Raw genomic sequence first — 15,587 nt, 5'->3', positions numbered from 1 at the left:
AGGCCCGCAAGACCGATTTGATTGAAAGGAGTGAACATGATCGTACTTACCCGCAGGGTCGCCGACGCCGAAACGGTGACCGGCAGCGTCACCCTGACTGTCGACAGCCGCATCAAGAGCCGCCTGCGCGTGACCCTGGACGACGGCCGTGATGCCGGCTTGATGCTCGAACGCGGCCACCTGCTGCGCGGTGGCGAGCTGCTCGCCGATGCCGAAGGCGGCCAGGTGATTCGTGTGCTCGCCGCGCCCGAAGCGGTATCCACCGTGCGTTGCAGCGACCCGCACCTGCTGGCGCGCGCCGCCTACCACCTGGGCAACCGCCATGTGCCGTTGCAGATCGAACCGGGCTTGCTGCGTTACCAGCACGACCATGTGCTCGACGACATGCTGCGTGGCCTGGGGCTGACGGTGGCGGCCGAACAGGCGCCGTTCGAGCCCGAGGCCGGCGCTTACCAGAGCGCACCGCACAGCCACAGCCATAGCCACGCTCACGACCATCCCTTCGTGCGCCTGCAAGCCCATTCCTGAACACCTCCTGGAGCCGACCATGAAAAAGACTTTCGCCCTGATGCTGCTGATGGTGGCCCTGCCGGCCTTCGCCCACCCCGGCCACGACACCAACCCCTTGCAGGATGGCCTGCTGCACCCGTTGACCGGCCTCGATCATTTGCTGATGCTGCTCGGCACCGGCGTGCTCGCCGCGCTGACCGGCCGCACCCTGGCCCTGCCGCTGGCCACCTTGGCGGCCATGTTCGGCGGCGCGGTGTGCGGCCATCTGTTCGGTGATGTGGTCGGCATGGAGCAGATGATCCTCGGCTCCCTGCTGGTGGCCGGCGCGGCCATGCTGCTGCCCAGCCGCCAACTGCTGCTGTCGCTGATCATGCCGGTGTTCGCCCTGTTCCATGGCTGGGCCCATGGCGTCGAGGCCACGCCAAGCGCGTTCTGGCAGTTCAGCGCCGGCTTCGTCACCGTCAGCGGCCTGCTGCTGGCCGCAGGCTTTGCCGTCGGTTGCCTGCTGCGCCGCCATGCCGGCCTGCAGAAGGCCTTCGGCGGCGGCCTGCTGGCCGGTGCCGCGCTGGTGCTGGCAGGCTGATGAACAGCGACCTGGCGCTGCTGCGCCTGCTGCAGCTGGCCAGCCCCGGCCTGCCGGTGGGGGGCTTTACCTACTCGCAGGGCCTGGAGTGGGCGGTCGAAGCCGGCTGGGTACGAGATACCGCCAGCTTCGCCGCCTGGCAGCGTGAACAACTGCACGACACCCTCGGCTACCTCGACTGGCCGCTGCTGGCGCGCCTGTACCGTGCCTGCCAGTCGGGCGACGCCCAAGCCTTTGCGCATTGGAGCCGCTTTCTGCTGGCCAACCGCGAAACCGCCGAGCTGCGCCTCGAAGAGCAGCAGCGCGGCAGCGCCCTGGCGCGCCTGCTCGATGGCTGGCAACTGGGCCAGGCGCCGGCCTGGCGGCCCAGCCTTGAACTCAGCCAGCTTGGCGGCATGGCCTGGCTTGGCGCGCACTGGTCGATCCCGCTGCGCCAGCTCGCCCTCGGCCTTGGCTTTGCCTGGCTGGAGGGGGCGGTGATGGCCGGGGTCAAGCTGGTGCCGTTCGGCCAGCAAGCGGCGCAGAGCCTGCTGCGTGATCTGGGCGATGAATTGCCCGCAGTACTCGATCAAGCCCTGGCGCTGGAAGACGACCAGCTCGGCGGTGGCCTGCCGCTGCTGGCCATCGCGTCGTCACGCCATGAAACCCAATACACCCGTTTGTTCCGTTCCTGAGGACTGCCTAGATGGAAAACTACCAGCAACCCCTGCGTGTCGGTGTCGGTGGACCGGTCGGCTCCGGTAAGACCGCGCTGCTCGAATGCCTGTGCAAGGCCATGCGTGATCACTATCACATCGCTGTGGTGACCAACGACATCTACACCAAGGAGGACCAGCGCATCCTCACCGAAGCCGGTGCCCTGGAGCCTGAGCGTATTGTCGGCGTGGAAACCGGTGGCTGCCCGCATACTGCGATCCGCGAGGATGCCTCGATGAACCTTGCGGCTGTGGAAGGGCTGGCGCGCAAGTTCGGTAACCTTGAAGTGATCTTTGTCGAGAGCGGCGGCGACAACCTCAGCGCCACCTTCAGCCCGGAGCTGGCCGACCTGACCATCTACGTGATCGACGTCGCCGAAGGCGAGAAGATCCCGCGCAAGGGCGGGCCAGGCATCACCAAATCGGACTTCCTGGTGATCAACAAGACAGACCTGGCGCCCTATGTGGGCGCCTCGCTGGAGGTGATGGAGCGCGATACCAATCGTATGCGCCCCGAGCGGCCCTGGACCTTCAGCAACCTGAAGAAGGGAGAAGGGTTGCAGGCCGTGATCGATTTCATCGTCGAGCGCGGCATGTTGGGGGGAAGTGCCAAGTTGCGCTGATTCCGGGCCTGTAGGTTGGTGAAAGGCTCACTCAAATTCGGCGATAGGCTCGCAGTCGTCACCAACCAGCTTGAAGCCTGGCTCGCATGGCAGGCCAGCCGAGGTCCCGACCGACATCGGCGGGCCATCGGTCTGCCCTGGCGTAAACAGGGCAAGTTGGTTGTGCAACCCGGCCTGTGCCAGGCAGGTGGTGGTTAGCAGGATAATCATCATCAGAGGTTTCAGCATGCAGATCTCCTTGGGTGAGCGCTGTTCGACGCACGAGGTGGCTTTTTGACGTTATTGGTCACAGACGCTTCTGCGACCGAGGCAAATCTATTCGGCCATGGCTTGATTGGGGATGAGGGGGTTCTTCTGGTGTCGTAGGAAAATGCACTGGTGTGGTCGACTGGGGCGGTGCTGTTGCAGGTGCCGATCTGCACTGCGAACAGGGTGTGGCCTGTGCTACGGACGCTGCGTTGTGGCTGACGCGCTTTTCCTACTGGGCGGCGGATGGTTTCCAGGAGGCGTGTAGGGTTTTACCTATCTTCACTGACTGGGCTGATGGGTAAAGTCTGCCGGGCTTTCGGCGGAGGGATTAAGACGATTCGCCCGCCGTAGGTAATTCCCGGTAATCCCATTCAAGGAAACAGGTATGAAGAAGATCGCTTTGATCGCCCTGTTGGCAGCGGTCGGCACGGCCCAGGCTGCGCACAGCAATGAGTCGACGCAAGTCGACTCACCGTTCGCTCAGGTTGAAACCACCAGCAGAACCGTTCAGTTGGCACTGTTTCGACCGCCACCACCAATTCCATGTCCGGAAGGAACGCACAGGACTCCGTTTGGGCACTGTCAACCTGAGTTTGATTTCGATTGACCTTGTCGATCGATTGCACTCACTCGCGGTGCAGTCACGTGGGCCAAGATGGACTTCGTACTGCCTCGGGAGACTTCGAAAACAATTCAAGGAAACTGCATGAGAAGAGCGGTATTGATCGGGCTAATGACTTGCGCAGGCATGGCGCAGGCCGCTGGCAACGACGGGACGCCTGACATGTGGCGGGTCGATGAGGTAAGCCGCTCGCCATTTGCCCAGCCGGACAGCCGAGTCGAAAGCAGTCAGCTGGCGCGAATTGGCCATTTGCCGAAGCTGCCATGCCCGGAAGGTACCAAGGAAGTGGGCGACGATTGCGAGCCGCTCGCTGAGTTCGAGTAACCCCTATCTGCTGAACCCATCCTGCCGCGCCTGCGGCGGGATGGCATGGGAAAATGTACTCAAGCCCCAGGCAAATCCTTGCCTGGCCGCCCCGCACACATATCCGCCGTCAAGGTAAGCTGACAGGAAAATTCCGCGCGCCCTCCACGGCGCCAAGAGAGGTGCCTGTGGCTTCCTACACCTTGCGTCAACTCAAGTATTTCGTCACCACCGTAGAGGCCGGCAGTGTCGCCGAGGCCTCACGCCAGCTGTACATCGCCCAACCGTCCATCTCCACGGCGATCAAGAGCCTGGAAGAAAGTTTTGGCGTGCAGCTGTTCATTCGCCATCACGCCCAAGGCGTGTCGCTGACCCCCAGCGGCAAGCGTTTCTACGCCAAGACCCGCGCCCTGCTGCAGATGGCCCACGAGTTCGAGCAGAACGCCCTGGCCGACAACGACACGGTGGCCGGGCATATCGATATCGGCTGTTTCGAGACCGTGGCGCCGCTGTACCTGCCACGGCTGATCGCCGGTTTTCGCGCACGTTACCCGGGGGTGGACATCCGCCTGCGCGACGGTGAGCAACAGGAGCTGATCCAGGGCCTGACCGCCGGTACCTTCGACCTGGCGTTCCTCTACGACCATGACCTGGACGGCACCATCGAAGCCGAGCCGCTGATGCCGCCGCAGAAGCCCTACGTGCTGTTGCCGGAGAAACACCGCTTTGCCGGCCAGGCCCAGGTGTCGCTGCGCGACCTGTGCCCGGAGCCGATGATCCTGCTCGATGTGGCGCCCAGCCGTACCTATTTCGTCAGCCTGTTCAACGAACTGGGGCTCACGCCGAATATCGTCTTCAGTTCGCCGTCAATCGAAATGGTGCGCGGGATGGTGGGGCAGGGCTTCGGCTTTTCGCTGCTGGTGACCCGGCCGCATACGGAGTTCACCTATGATGGCCAGCGCCTGGTGATGCTGGATATTGCCGAGCCGGTGACGCTGTCGGGGCTGGCCGCGGCGCACCTGAAACGGGTGCAGTTGACCAAGCCGGCACAGCTGTTCGTGGAGTTCTGTCGGGAAGAGTTGGCCAAGTTCTAAAAAGCATCGCGGGGCAAGCCCGCTCCCACGCCAGTCTCAGCGTGGGAGCGGGCTTGCCCCGCGATTGCATTCCATCGATTTACTGCTGATCCGGCACCACCGCGATCACATCGATTTCCATCAGCCATTCAGCCTGGGCCAGGCCCGCGACCACCAGCCCGGTGGAAATCGGGAACACGCCCTTGAGCCACTTGCCAACTTCCTTGTACACCGGCTCGCGGAAGCGTGGGTCGGTGATGTAGGTGGTGGTCTTGACGATATGCGACAGGTCGGAGCCGGCCTCTTCGAGCAGTTGCTTGACGTTCTTCATCGCCTGCTCGGCCTGGGCGCCCGGATCGCCCAGCCCCACCAGGCGACCTTCGAAGTCGGTACCGACCTGGCCGCGTACATAAATGGTGTTGCCGGCGCGGACCGCCTGGCACAGGTCATTGTCCAGGGCCTGGTTGGGGTAGGTGGCCTTGGTGTTGAACATGCGAATACGGGTATGGGTTGGCATCAGTGGGCTCCGAGGGTGCTGACGTTGCTGATCGAGGTGTTCTGCCCATCCGCGGTGCGTTGGTCGCGGTCGCGGTAGGCCAGGTAGGTGCGTTGGGTGGCGATATGGCCGGCGACGTGCTTGGCGTCGTGCCATACGCCCCAGATGAACGACGAGCCACGGCGCGACAGCCAGGGCAGGCCGAGGAAGTACACGCCCGGCTCTTTCGACACGCCGCGCTGGTGCTGTGGCTTGCCGTTGGCATCGAAGGCGTCGACCTGCAGCCAGCTGAAGTCCACGCCGTAACCGGTGGCCCAGATGATGCTGGTGACATTGGCCTTGGCCAGGTCCAGTTCGCGCAGCGGGTTGCTGACGCAGTCCGGGTCGGGCAGGCGCTTGCGCGCATCGGGTTCCGCCGGCAGGTCGAGGCCGTTGCGCTCAATGTAGGCGTCGGCGGCATCCAGCAGGGCCAGGTAGTTTTCGTCGCCACGCTGGATGTTGTCGGCCAGGTTGTCCTGGAACCGCGCCACGCCGCCTTCGAACGACTGGGTCAGGCCGACCAGGGTCATGCCCTGGTGGGCGAGGGCGCGGAAGTCCACGGTGTGGCCGCCGCGGGCGCCGGACACGGCGATGGTCACGTGTTCGCGGCCGGGCTTGGCGATTTCCGCGTCCCACTCACCGAGTACGCCCAGCCACCAGCAGAAGTCGCGGTTGCGGTAGCTGCGCGGTGGGCGGTCGTGGGCGCCCACCGACAGGTACACCTGGCGCCCGGCACGCATCAGCTCTTCGGCGATCTGCACGCCGGACGAGCCGGCGCCGACCACCAGCACCGCGCCTGCGGGCAGTTGCTCTGGGTTGAAGTAGGCGGCCGAGTGGATCTGGTGCAGGCGTTCATCTTTTGGCGCGATGGCCGGAATGACCGGCTTCTGGAACGGGCCGGTGGCGGCCACCACGCGGTTGGCGTGGATCACGCCCTGGTTTGTTTCGATGGTGAAGCCTGGGCGGTCGGGGTTGCGCGCCACTTTCTTCACTTCCACGCCGGTGCGCACCGGCAGGTTGTATTTGCGTACGTACTGTTCGAAGTAGTCGGCAACCTGGTCCTTGCCGGCGAAGGCATCGGCGTCCAGGTCGAATTCCAGGCCCGGGAAGCGGTCGTGCCAGACTGGCCCGTTGGCCACCAGCGAGTCCCAGCGGCCGGTGCGCCAGGCCTCGGCGATGCGGTTGCGCTCCAGTACCAGGTGCGGCACGCCGAGCTTGCTCAGGTGTTCGCTCATGGCCACGCCGGCCTGGCCGGCGCCGACCACGAGGGTGTCGATTTGGTAATTGTTCAGTGTCATGTCCGAGCCCTTGTTCAGGCGGTTGTTGTTGAGGTCGGTTGGGAGGACCGCCGTTGCCTGGGGCCAGACTAGGGATGGCTGGTAAATCGCGAAAATAGTATTTAGCTGGGGCTTGCCGATAAATTGGCGAAGGGGGTGTGTGCTGTGGGAGCGGGCTTGCCCCGCGATGCGGCAATCGCGGGGCAAGCCCGCTCCCACGGAGTTTTGCCAACAGGTCCATTAGTTTTTTCCTGTGCAATAGCCATGAAAATGCTCGTTTCGCACCTGCCAGGGCTTGCCGAGAATGCAGGCAAACCCAGACAGGAGCTGCACCCATGACCTTTTCCATCATCGGCCGCTGCCAGGACACCGGCCAGGTCGGCATCGCCATCAGTTCGTCGAGCATCGCCGTGGGCGCCCGCTGCCCCTGGGTGCGGGCCGGTGTGGGCGCAGTCGCGACCCAGAACATCACCTTGCCGGCGCTTGGCCCGCAGATCCTCGATGCCCTCGAACAGGGCCAGCTGCCGCCTGCCGCGGTGCTGGATCAGGTGCTCAGCGCCAACGGTTGGAGCGAGTACCGCCAGGTCACGGTGATCGACAGCCGTGGCCAGGTGGCGCTGTTCACCGGCAAGGAGGCCCTGGGCGTGCACAACGCGGTGGCCGGCGAGCAATGCGCGGCGGCGGGCAACCTGTTGTCGTCCCAGGCCGTGATCGAGGCGATGGTCGGCGCCTTTGAACAGGCCGGCGGCCACCTGGCCGATCGCCTGTTGGCAGCGATGCATGCAGCCATGGCCGCCGGCGGTGAGGCGGGGCCGGTGCATTCGGCGGCGTTGAAGATTGCCGGCGAGCTGACCTGGCCACTGGTTGACCTGCGCGTGGACTGGGCCGAGCAGGACCCGATCGGCGAGCTGGACCAGCTGTGGCAGGCCTATCGCCCGCAGATGCAGGACTACGTGACCCGTGCGCTCAACCCCACCGTCGCGCCGAGCTACGGAGTGCCGGGCGATGAGTGAGCTGTCCAGCCAGACGTTGCTGGCGCGGCTGGTGGGGTTTGCCACCGTCAGCCGTGATTCCAACCTGGAGCTGATCGGCTTCATCCGTGACTACCTGGCCGGGCTTGGGGTCGACAGCGAGCTGTTCCTCAATGAAGAGGGGACCAAGGCCAACTTGTTCGCCACCATCGGCCCGACCGATCGCGGCGGCGTGGTGTTGTCCGGGCACACCGACGTGGTGCCGGTGGACGGCCAGGCGTGGACCGTCGAGCCCTTTGCGCTGACAGAGCGTGATGGCCGGCTGTATGGTCGCGGCACTGCCGACATGAAGGGTTACATCGCCTCGGTGCTGGCAGCCGTGCCGGCGTTCCTGGCGCAACCCTTGAAGCTGCCGGTGCACCTGGCGTTCTCCTATGACGAGGAAGTCGGTTGCCTGGGCGTGCGCTCGATGCTCGAGGCACTGCAGCAGCGGCCACACAAACCAAGGCTGTGCCTGATCGGCGAGCCCTCCGAGCTCAAGCCGGTGCTTGGCCACAAGGGCAAGCTGGCCATGCGTTGCCAGGTGCATGGTGCGGCCTGCCATTCGGCGTATGCGCCCTATGGGGTCAACGCGATCGAGTATGCCGCACGGCTGATCGGCAAGCTGGGTGAGATCGGTGACGAGCTGGCGCGGCCCGAGCAGCATGACGAGCGCTTCGATCCGCCGTTCTCCACGGTACAGACCGGGGTGATCAAGGGCGGACGGGCGTTGAACATCGTGCCCGAGGAGTGCGAGTTCGATTTCGAGGTGCGGGCCTTGCCGGGGTTCGAGGCGCAGGCAGTGGCTGACCGTTTGCAGACCTATGCCGAGGCCGAGTTGCTTCCGCGCATGCGGGCGGTGAATGCCGGCAGTGACATCCGCCTGAAGCCGTTGAGCGCGTATCCGGGCTTGGCGACGCCGGCCGACAGTGAGGCGGCGCGGCTGGTGGCGCTGCTCAGTGGGTCTGATGACTTCGGCACGGTGGCGTTCGGCACCGAGGGTGGGCTGTTCGACCAGGCCGGTATCCCTACCGTGGTGTGTGGGCCAGGGAGCATGGACCAGGGGCACAAGCCGGATGAGTTTGTCAGCGTGGAGCAGTTGCGCGGGTGTGATGCGATGCTGATCAGGTTGGCGGAGTACCTGCGCACGGCTTGATGGACAGATCGCGGGGCAAGCCCGCTCCCACGGGTTGGGCTGCTCCCAAGGGTTGGATTGGTGTCCAACTTCTTGGGGCTGTCCAACCCGTGGGAGCGGGCTTGCCCCGCGAATGAGGCCTGGAAGTCAGAAGGTGGCCTTGACCTGCAGGCCCACCACCAGCGCGTTATCGATATCTTTCCCGGAAAACGCCCCCGGCTCGACGATGTACTGCACATCCGGGCGCAGGTTGAGCCAAGGCGTGGCCTGGTAGCCATAGCTCAGTTCGATCAACTGCTCGGCACTGTCCAGGTTGGGGAAGTCCTGCCCGGCATTGAACGCGGCGTCTTCCAGCACATCCCGGCTACGCGGGTTCGGCACCGCACGGCCATAGCCCAGCGCCACGGTGTCCCGCGGGCGGCCTTCGAACGGCTTGTACAACACCACGCCGGTGCCATACCACTTGGTGAACGGCGAGGCCGCCTTGCTCGATGCCGAGTACTGGCCGAAGGCATGCAGGCTGCGGCCCGGTGAAGTGGGGTCGTTCCATACCGCCTGGTCGATCAGCAGGTAATGGCCGCCGCGCCCGGACACCTCCTTGCTGCTGCCGATGCGTTTCACATCGGAGCTGTCGTAGTAGTAGCCCAGCTTGTACTCGCCCGGCAGTTCGCCCTGCAGCTTGTACACCAGCTCCACCGGCACCACCGTGCCCGTGGTGTGCTTGGGCCCGAGGTGCCAGGCGCGGCTGGAATTGCCGTTGCTCTCGGGGTCGACGTTGAACGCCGCCACCCGCAGCTGCCAGGCCGGCGAGAGGTCGTACTTGACCCGCGCACCCAGGTGGGCGTTGGGGTAGTTGGTCCAGCCGCTGCCGCCGGACATGTTCAGCGGGTGGCCGCAGAAACCGGCGTTCATGAAGTTGCACAGGATGCCGCTGTCCAGGCCGCCCAAGTCGTTGCCCATGGCCATGTAGCCGAGCTTGACGTTGAGCGCCGGGGTGAAATTGCGCTCGTAGCTCAGTTCGGTCAGGCGGGTGTACAGGCCACCGTAGTTTTCCTGGATGGGCAGGCGGTTGCCCACCAGGTCCTCCGAGGCGCTTTTGCCGCGGCGGTCGTTGATGGTCAGCTGGACTTTGCCGTCCAGGCTGTACAGCTTCGCCAGGTCGAATTGCACGCCGAGCTTGAGGTTCTGCGAGTAGCGCGCCGAACGGTGCAGGCCGCCGTGGGCGTTGTAGGCGGTTTCGCCGCTGTAGTCGCCGGTGAACTTGACGCCGTCTTCTTCCAGCTGGTGGCGCAGGCCGCCCCAGTCGCCGGTCAGGGTGTTGCGGGTGAGCAGGTCGCTGTCGGCGAGGGCCGAGGTGCTGGCGACTGCCAGAAGCAGCGCAGGGGTGATGCGAATTGCGGATGGCATTGCTGGGTCTCGGGTTGTATTTCAGGGCCTCATCGCCGGCAAGCCGGCTCCCACAGGTACATTGCTGACCCCTGTGGGAGCCGGCTTGCCGGCGATGGGGGCGACGCGGTTTATGGCAGTGCGTACGCCATCACATAGTCGCCACGGTCGGTCGACTGACGCGCGCCGCCAGCGGTGACCACCACGTACTGCTTGCCGGTCTTGGGCGAAACGTAGGTCATCGGGCCGCCCTGGCTGCCCACTGGCAGGCGGGCTTTCCAGACTTCGTTGCCGTTGCTGCTGTCATAGGCGCGCAGGTAGAAGTCCTGGGTGCCGGCAATGAACAGCAGGCCACCTTGAGTCGACAGGGTGCCGCCCAGGGTCGGCAGGCCGATCTTGATCGGCAGGTGCATGCGGATACCCAGGGGGCCGGTGTCCTCGACGGTGCCCACCGGCACTTGCCAGGCAATTTGCCGGGTCTTCATGTCGATGGCGGTCAGGGTGCCGAACGGCGGCGCCTGGCACGGGATGCCGGCTACCGACAGGAAGCGGTTCTTGTTCACCGCATACGGCGTGCCCTTGAGCGGCACGGCACCCATGCCGGTGTTCAGCGCTTCGCCACCGCCCGCGGCAGCGCCCTTGTTCTGCGAAGGGATCATCTGGATCCACAGGCCCAGGCGCATGTCGTTGACGAAGATGAAACCGTGCACCGGGTCAGTCGACAGGCTGCCCCAGTTCATGCCACCGAGCGAACCCGGGAAGCTCAGCGACAGGTCGGTGCCTGGCGCGGTGTACAGGCCGTCGTAGCGCATCTTCTTGAAGTCGATGCGGCACAGCAGCTGGTCGAACGGGGTGGCGCCCCACATGTCCGATTCGGTCAGGGTCTGCGCGCCGATCTGCGGCATGCCGACGGATTTCGGCTGGGTGGGCGAGTACGGCTCGTTGGGGATGTTGCTCGGCTTGACCGGTACTTCATCGACTTGGGTCAACGGCTTGCCGGTAGCGCGGTCGAGCACGAAGATCTGCCCGGCCTTGGTGCCGATCACCACTGCTGGCACGGTCTGGCCGTCGTCCTTGGTGAAATCGATCAGGCTCGGCTGCATCGGTAGGTCGAAGTCCCAGAGGTCGTTGTGCACGGTCTGGTACACCCATTTCTGGTCGCCAGTGGTGGCGTCCAGGGCCAGCACCGAAGCGCCGTAGGTGTGGTCCAGCTGGTTGCGCTCGACACCGTAGATGTCGGTGGACGAGGAACCCATCGGCAGGAACAGGGTGTTCATGGCCGGATCGTAAGACATCGGTGCCCAGCTGTTGGGGGTGCTGCGCACGTAGGTGCTGTCGCCTTCAGGGGCTTTACGGTCTTGCGGGTTGCCCGGGTCGAAGGCCCAGCGCATTTCCCCGGTGATCACGTCGAAGCCGCGGATCACGCCGCCGGGCATGTCGGTCTGGACGTTGTCGGCCACCCGACCGCCGACCACCACGGTGGTACCGGCCATCAAGGGGGCGGACGACAGCTGGTAGTACGAGTCGGGCACATTGCCCAGGCCCGTCATCAGGTTGACCTGGCCGTTGTTGCCGAAGCCTTGGCAGAACTCGCCGGTGTCGGCGTCCACGGCGATCAGGCGGCCGTCGATGGTGTTGGTGAGCAGGCGACGCTGGCAGTTGGCAGCGGCGGGCACGCTGGCGACCGTGATCGGCGAGCTGCCTGGCTGGGAAGGCTGGGCGATCGGCGCGCTGGCGTCGAAGTAGGCCATGCCACGGCAACGCTGCCAGACCTTGGACTGGGCGTTGATGGCGTTCTTCCACAGCTCCTTGCCGGTGTCTGCGTCGAGGGCGATCAGGTTGTTGTGCGGGGTGCAGATGAACACCTTGTTGCCAACCTGCAGCGGGGTGAGCTGGTCTTCGGCGCCGTTGCCGTCGCTGATGGCCACGTCACCGGTGTGGTAGGTCCAGGCCACTTGCAGTTTGTCGACGTTGCCACGGTTGATCTGGTCCAGGGCTGCGAAGCGGCTGCCGCCTTCGGTGTTGCCGTAGTGGGCCCAGTCCTTCTGCTCCTTGCCAGCTTCGACCGGGGTCAGGCCTGGGCCTTTGCCGGTGGGGGCGACGCTGGGGTGGGCGACGAACATGTTGCCGGCGGCAATCGCCAGCACCACGGCCAGCACACCGGCGATGCCATAGGCGCCACGGCCAGTGCTGCCGCCTTGGGCGCGTACCAGCAGCGGATAGACCAGTGCCACCAGCATGCCGATCGCGCCGAACATGAACAGGCGCGAGAACAGCGGCCAGAAGACCAGGCCGGCATCGGCCACGGCCCAGATCAGCGTACCGAACAGGAATACGGCGTACAGCCAGGCGCCGGCGGGTTTGCGGCGAGCGATGAGCAGGCCGGCGATGGCCATGGCCAGGCCACCGACCAGGAAGTACCAGGAGCCGCCGAGGCCGGCGAGCTTGATGCCGCCGGCGGCCAGCAGCAGGCCGAGCAGGGCGACGATCACGCCCAAGCCGACCAGGATGATTGTGGGGGCGCCAGTGGCGCGGGGGTTGTCTTTCATGCCAGGGATCTCGCAGGTGGAATGCGGCGCAGTTTAAGCCCTTAGCAAGCTAATTAACAAGTTAGTACATTTGTTGCTGGGGCTGATTGTCGCAGGGGTTGGAGCGGGAATGTGTGGCTAAAAGACTAGATCATGAAGGGAAAATAGGGCTGGGGTTCGAGATCTTCGGGGGGAATGTGGTGGTGCGACGATGGTCGTAGGGGATTTTGTGTATTGATGGGCATGGCTGTTATCGCGTTAGGGCTTACAGGTGTTCGTCGGTGTTTTTGCAGCGCCCTCAAGATCGAGCGCCGCCCGCGCGGCGCTTCGCGGGTAAACCCGCTCCCACAGTTTGTTTCGGGCCAGTCTTTCCTGTGCCATCACCTTGTCCGCCTTGTTGATACGACTCGGTTTCAGTGTGGGCGTTGCCGCCGCCCCACATGACTCAAGGCATGCACCAAGGCAGGCGCCGGTACTTTCACAGGAATAATTGGCCCGAAACAGACTGTGGGAGCGGGTTTACCCGCGAAGCGCCGCGCGGGCGGCGCTCGATCTCATAGGCGCTGCAAAAACACCGGCAGGCACCTGGTGGCCCTCACCCAGCCTCCCGCCATACACCTGGCAGCCCCAACTCACCCCTTCAACACTGCAACCCCTCCAGCAAACACCGCAGCGCCCCCTTGACCCGCTCCGCCGCCGCCTGCGGATCATCCTGGGCCACCACCCAGATACCGGTATCGCCCATTGCCCCATTGATCAGATGCGCCATGGCCACCGCGTCAAACGCCCGTAACCGCCCAGCCTCCTGCAACTCCACCAGCCCCTGGGCCATGGGCCCGATATAGCTGGCCTCTTCCAGCTCGCGCAAGCGCAGGCCCAGCACCCCCGGCGCATCCTGCAGCAGGATGCGTCGCAGGGCCGGGTCGCGCAGCAGGTCGTAGTAGTGCAGGCAGGTGTCGATGTACCCCTCCCAGGGGTCTTCATGGGTAGCGTAGCGCACATCCAGCGCCTGGTTGATCTCATCGAGCAAGCTCTGCACCACCGCGGTGAACAGCCCGGCCTTGCCACCGAAATGGTGATGCAGGGCACCACGGGTCAGGTCGGCTTCGGCGCACAGGTCGTCCATGACCACGGCACTGAAGCCTTTCTCGGTGAACTGGCGACGGGCAACGGCGATCAGCCGTTCGGTGGTGTCCGCGCTCATGGCGGCACGGCTACGGCGAGAGGTGGGCATGGCTGGCTCCAACTGAAAGCGATGCCGTGCAAATTAGCATACGTTGCGTATGTCAATAAATGGCATTAGCATACGCGGCGTATGTCAATTCGAGGTATTCACCGTGACTGCTTCTGTAAAGCACAGCGCCGTTTCCTGGCTTGCCGAGCTGCCAGGCTTGCTGCGCCTGGCCCTGCCATTGGTGCTGGGCCTGTCCGCTGCCGAGCTGATCAGCCTGACCGACACCGTGCTGCTGGCCTCGCTCGGCACCGTGGTGCTGGCCTGCGTGGCACTGACCAGCAGCGCCGGGCTGATTTTCCATGCGGGGCTCTATGGCATGCTCGCCACCCTCAGTGTGCGCGTCGGCCATGCCTTCGGCGCCGATGACCCGGCGACAGTGGCGCGCACCCTGCGCGCAGGCCTTGGCTACGGGTTGCTGATCGGTACCCTGGGCTGCCTGGCGATGCTGGCCGCCTTGCCGCTGCTGCAGTGGCTGGGCGTGCCTCTGCCGGACGTGGCGCTGCTGACCCCCTATTGGCAGGCCATGGCGGTGTTCCTGATCCCCTACTGCCTGATCGTGGTGTTCAAGGACGTGCTGGAAGCCATTGGCCGCCCGTGGGTGGCGGTATGGCTGGTGATGAGCGCGGTGTTGTTCAACATCCCGCTGAGCTACGGCCTGATCCATGGCCATTTCGGCCTGCCGACGCTGGGGCTGGTGGGGGCGGGGATCGCCGGGGTGCTCGCCGAGTCGCTGGCGCTGCTGCTGGCCCTGGCTTACTGGTGCCTGGCACCGTCGCTGGCGCGCTATCGCCAGCTGCCGCGCGGGCACAGCTTGCGCTGGCGCACGCTGTTCGGCGAGGGCTGGCCGTTGGGCATGGGTTACCTGGCCGAAGCCGGCGCGGTGGTGATCGCCGCCTGGATGCTCGGCTGGCTGGGCAACGCCGCACTGGCGGCCAACCAGGTGGTGCACTCGATCGGCGCGCTGCTGTACATGCTGCCACTGGGCATGGCGGCGGCAGTGAGCATCCGCATCAGCCAGGCCCAGGGCCGTGGTGAGAGCGCCCGCATCCGGGCTATTGGCAGCGCCACCTTCGTCAGCGTTAGCGCATGGATGCTGCTGGCCACCGTGCTGCTGGTGCTGTTCGGCCGGCGAATCGCCGAGGCCATGAGCGACGACCCGCAGGTGGTCGCCATCGCTGTGCCGATGTTCGTGGTGGTGGCCGCGATGCAGGTGGCCGACGGCCTGCAGTCCACCGCGCTGGGGGCCTTGCGCGGGCTGCAGGACTACCGCTGGCCGGTGGGGGTGACTATGGTCAGCTACTGGTTGCTGGCGCTGCCGCTCAGTTACTGGCTGGCCTTCCATTCCTCCTTGGGTGCGGTGGGGGTGTGGGTCGGTTTCGCCAGCGGCCTGGCCGTGGCCGCCGTGTTGCTGCCGTGGCGCTTCTATCGGCTGCAAGCCGCGCCAGCCCCGGTCGCCTTGGTTCAGCCGCGGTAGAACACCGCCAGCCACACGGTGGCCACGCCGGCCTCGGTCCATTCGACCCGGTGCCGGCAGTGCGGCGGGATATCCAGGTGGTCGCCCGGGCGCAATACACGGGGCTCGGTCTCGTGCTCAAGGCGCAGCCCGGCGCTGCCGCTGAGCACCACCACCCACTCGCCTTCGTCCTGGTCGTACCAGAAGCCCGGCGGGCTGGCCTGGCCGCTGGAGACGATGCGCTCGATGCGCAGGCCCGGGCGTTGCAGCAGGTCGTCGAACTGCTCGCTGGCCTGTGGGTCGAGTGCGGGCAGGGCGGTGAACAGGTTGTCCGGCATGAGGGGCGCGTCCGTGGTTGATTCCAGGGCCTG

The 15,587-nt window shown here is 65.3% G+C and carries 17 protein-coding genes; 10 read left to right on the top strand and 7 right to left on the bottom strand.

Features of this window, described 5'->3' with window-relative positions; translation table 11 throughout:
• Positions 1-36: 36 nt before the first annotated feature.
• From ureE to ureG, 4 genes are read left to right on the top strand one after another with little or no spacing between them, the layout of a single operon-like run.
• On the top strand, positions 37-528 hold the full coding sequence (gene ureE / locus LOY51_RS16185; RefSeq protein ID WP_125464412.1) for an urease accessory protein UreE: 492 nt from the start codon (positions 37-39) through the stop codon (positions 526-528).
• Positions 529-547: 19 nt separating this feature from the next.
• Complete coding sequence (locus tag LOY51_RS16180) at positions 548-1,093, top strand: HupE/UreJ family protein (RefSeq protein WP_125858960.1); 546 nt, start codon at positions 548-550, stop codon at positions 1,091-1,093.
• Positions 1,093-1,767, top strand: coding sequence for an urease accessory protein UreF (locus tag LOY51_RS16175; protein WP_125858959.1), 675 nt, complete (start codon positions 1,093-1,095; stop codon positions 1,765-1,767). Before LOY51_RS16180 ends, LOY51_RS16175 begins: the two co-directional genes overlap by 1 nt.
• Before the next feature lie 11 nt (positions 1,768-1,778).
• Positions 1,779-2,411, top strand: coding sequence for an urease accessory protein UreG (ureG, locus tag LOY51_RS16170; protein WP_125464409.1), 633 nt, complete (start codon positions 1,779-1,781; stop codon positions 2,409-2,411).
• A 27-nt stretch (positions 2,412-2,438) separates the two neighbouring features.
• Here the strand turns inward: ureG and LOY51_RS16165 are convergent, their stop codons facing one another.
• Positions 2,439-2,639, bottom strand: coding sequence for a hypothetical protein (locus tag LOY51_RS16165; RefSeq protein ID WP_258642063.1), 201 nt, complete (start codon positions 2,637-2,639; stop codon positions 2,439-2,441).
• Positions 2,640-3,045: 406 nt separating this feature from the next.
• On the opposite strand from LOY51_RS16165, the gene LOY51_RS16160 reads away from it, so the two are divergent.
• The 3 genes from LOY51_RS16160 to LOY51_RS16150 all read left to right on the top strand — a co-directional run bounded on the left by LOY51_RS16160 (position 3,046) and on the right by LOY51_RS16150 (position 4,679).
• The gene (locus tag LOY51_RS16160) at positions 3,046-3,267 is read left to right on the top strand and encodes a hypothetical protein (protein WP_125858957.1); all 222 of its coding nucleotides are present in this window, start codon (positions 3,046-3,048) and stop codon (positions 3,265-3,267) included.
• Between the two features lie 99 nt (positions 3,268-3,366).
• A complete protein-coding gene (locus LOY51_RS16155; RefSeq protein WP_125858956.1) occupies positions 3,367-3,606 on the top strand; it encodes a hypothetical protein in 240 nt (79 codons plus the stop codon).
• 167 nt (positions 3,607-3,773) lie between these two features.
• On the top strand, positions 3,774-4,679 hold the full coding sequence (locus tag LOY51_RS16150) for a LysR family transcriptional regulator (RefSeq protein ID WP_125464405.1): 906 nt from the start codon (positions 3,774-3,776) through the stop codon (positions 4,677-4,679).
• 79 nt (positions 4,680-4,758) lie between these two features.
• Here LOY51_RS16150 and LOY51_RS16145 read toward each other — a convergent pair whose 3' ends face one another.
• Together LOY51_RS16145 and LOY51_RS16140 are read right to left on the bottom strand one after the other, a co-directional pair.
• Positions 4,759-5,175 carry a RidA family protein gene (locus tag LOY51_RS16145; protein ID WP_258642059.1) on the bottom strand — a complete coding sequence of 139 codons (417 nt, stop codon included), beginning with the start codon at positions 5,173-5,175 and terminating at the stop codon, positions 4,759-4,761.
• On the bottom strand, positions 5,175-6,491 hold the full coding sequence (locus LOY51_RS16140; RefSeq protein WP_258642057.1) for a flavin-containing monooxygenase: 1,317 nt from the start codon (positions 6,489-6,491) through the stop codon (positions 5,175-5,177). The genes LOY51_RS16145 and LOY51_RS16140 overlap by 1 nt, the downstream gene beginning before the upstream one ends.
• A 314-nt stretch (positions 6,492-6,805) precedes the next feature.
• Between LOY51_RS16140 and LOY51_RS16135 the strand changes: the two genes are divergently transcribed.
• Complete coding sequence (locus LOY51_RS16135; RefSeq protein ID WP_125464403.1) at positions 6,806-7,483, top strand: DUF1028 domain-containing protein; 678 nt, start codon at positions 6,806-6,808, stop codon at positions 7,481-7,483.
• Positions 7,476-8,636: an acetylornithine deacetylase gene (argE, locus tag LOY51_RS16130; protein WP_258642055.1), complete on the top strand. Its 1,161-nt coding sequence runs from the start codon at positions 7,476-7,478 to the stop codon at positions 8,634-8,636. Before LOY51_RS16135 ends, argE begins: the two co-directional genes overlap by 8 nt.
• A 126-nt stretch (positions 8,637-8,762) precedes the next feature.
• Here the strand turns inward: argE and LOY51_RS16125 are convergent, their stop codons facing one another.
• The 3 genes from LOY51_RS16125 to LOY51_RS16115 form a co-directional block, all read right to left on the bottom strand.
• On the bottom strand, positions 8,763-10,022 hold the full coding sequence (locus tag LOY51_RS16125; protein WP_258642053.1) for a carbohydrate porin: 1,260 nt from the start codon (positions 10,020-10,022) through the stop codon (positions 8,763-8,765).
• A 110-nt stretch (positions 10,023-10,132) separates the two neighbouring features.
• On the bottom strand, positions 10,133-12,550 hold the full coding sequence (locus tag LOY51_RS16120; protein WP_258642051.1) for a glucose/quinate/shikimate family membrane-bound PQQ-dependent dehydrogenase: 2,418 nt from the start codon (positions 12,548-12,550) through the stop codon (positions 10,133-10,135).
• 619 nt (positions 12,551-13,169) lie between these two features.
• Entirely contained in the window at positions 13,170-13,763 is a 594-nt protein-coding gene (locus tag LOY51_RS16115) for a TetR/AcrR family transcriptional regulator (protein WP_125464399.1), read from the bottom strand.
• Positions 13,764-13,866: 103 nt separating this feature from the next.
• Here LOY51_RS16115 and LOY51_RS16110 point away from each other — a divergent pair, with 103 nt between their 5' ends.
• Positions 13,867-15,237 (top strand): MATE family efflux transporter, encoded by a 1,371-nt coding sequence (locus tag LOY51_RS16110; RefSeq protein ID WP_258642049.1) that lies wholly within the window; start codon positions 13,867-13,869, stop codon positions 15,235-15,237.
• On the opposite strand, the gene LOY51_RS16105 is transcribed toward LOY51_RS16110, so the two are convergent.
• Positions 15,225-15,554 carry a cupin domain-containing protein gene (locus LOY51_RS16105; RefSeq protein WP_125464397.1) on the bottom strand — a complete coding sequence of 110 codons (330 nt, stop codon included), beginning with the start codon at positions 15,552-15,554 and terminating at the stop codon, positions 15,225-15,227. The two genes, LOY51_RS16110 and LOY51_RS16105, sit on opposite strands and share 13 nt — an antisense overlap.
• Positions 15,555-15,587 lie beyond the last annotated feature (33 nt).

The organism is Pseudomonas sichuanensis (genome assembly GCF_024749065.1).
GTDB lineage: Bacteria > Pseudomonadota > Gammaproteobacteria > Pseudomonadales > Pseudomonadaceae > Aquipseudomonas > Aquipseudomonas sichuanensis.
This window is presented reverse-complemented; position numbering and strand designations above follow the sequence as displayed.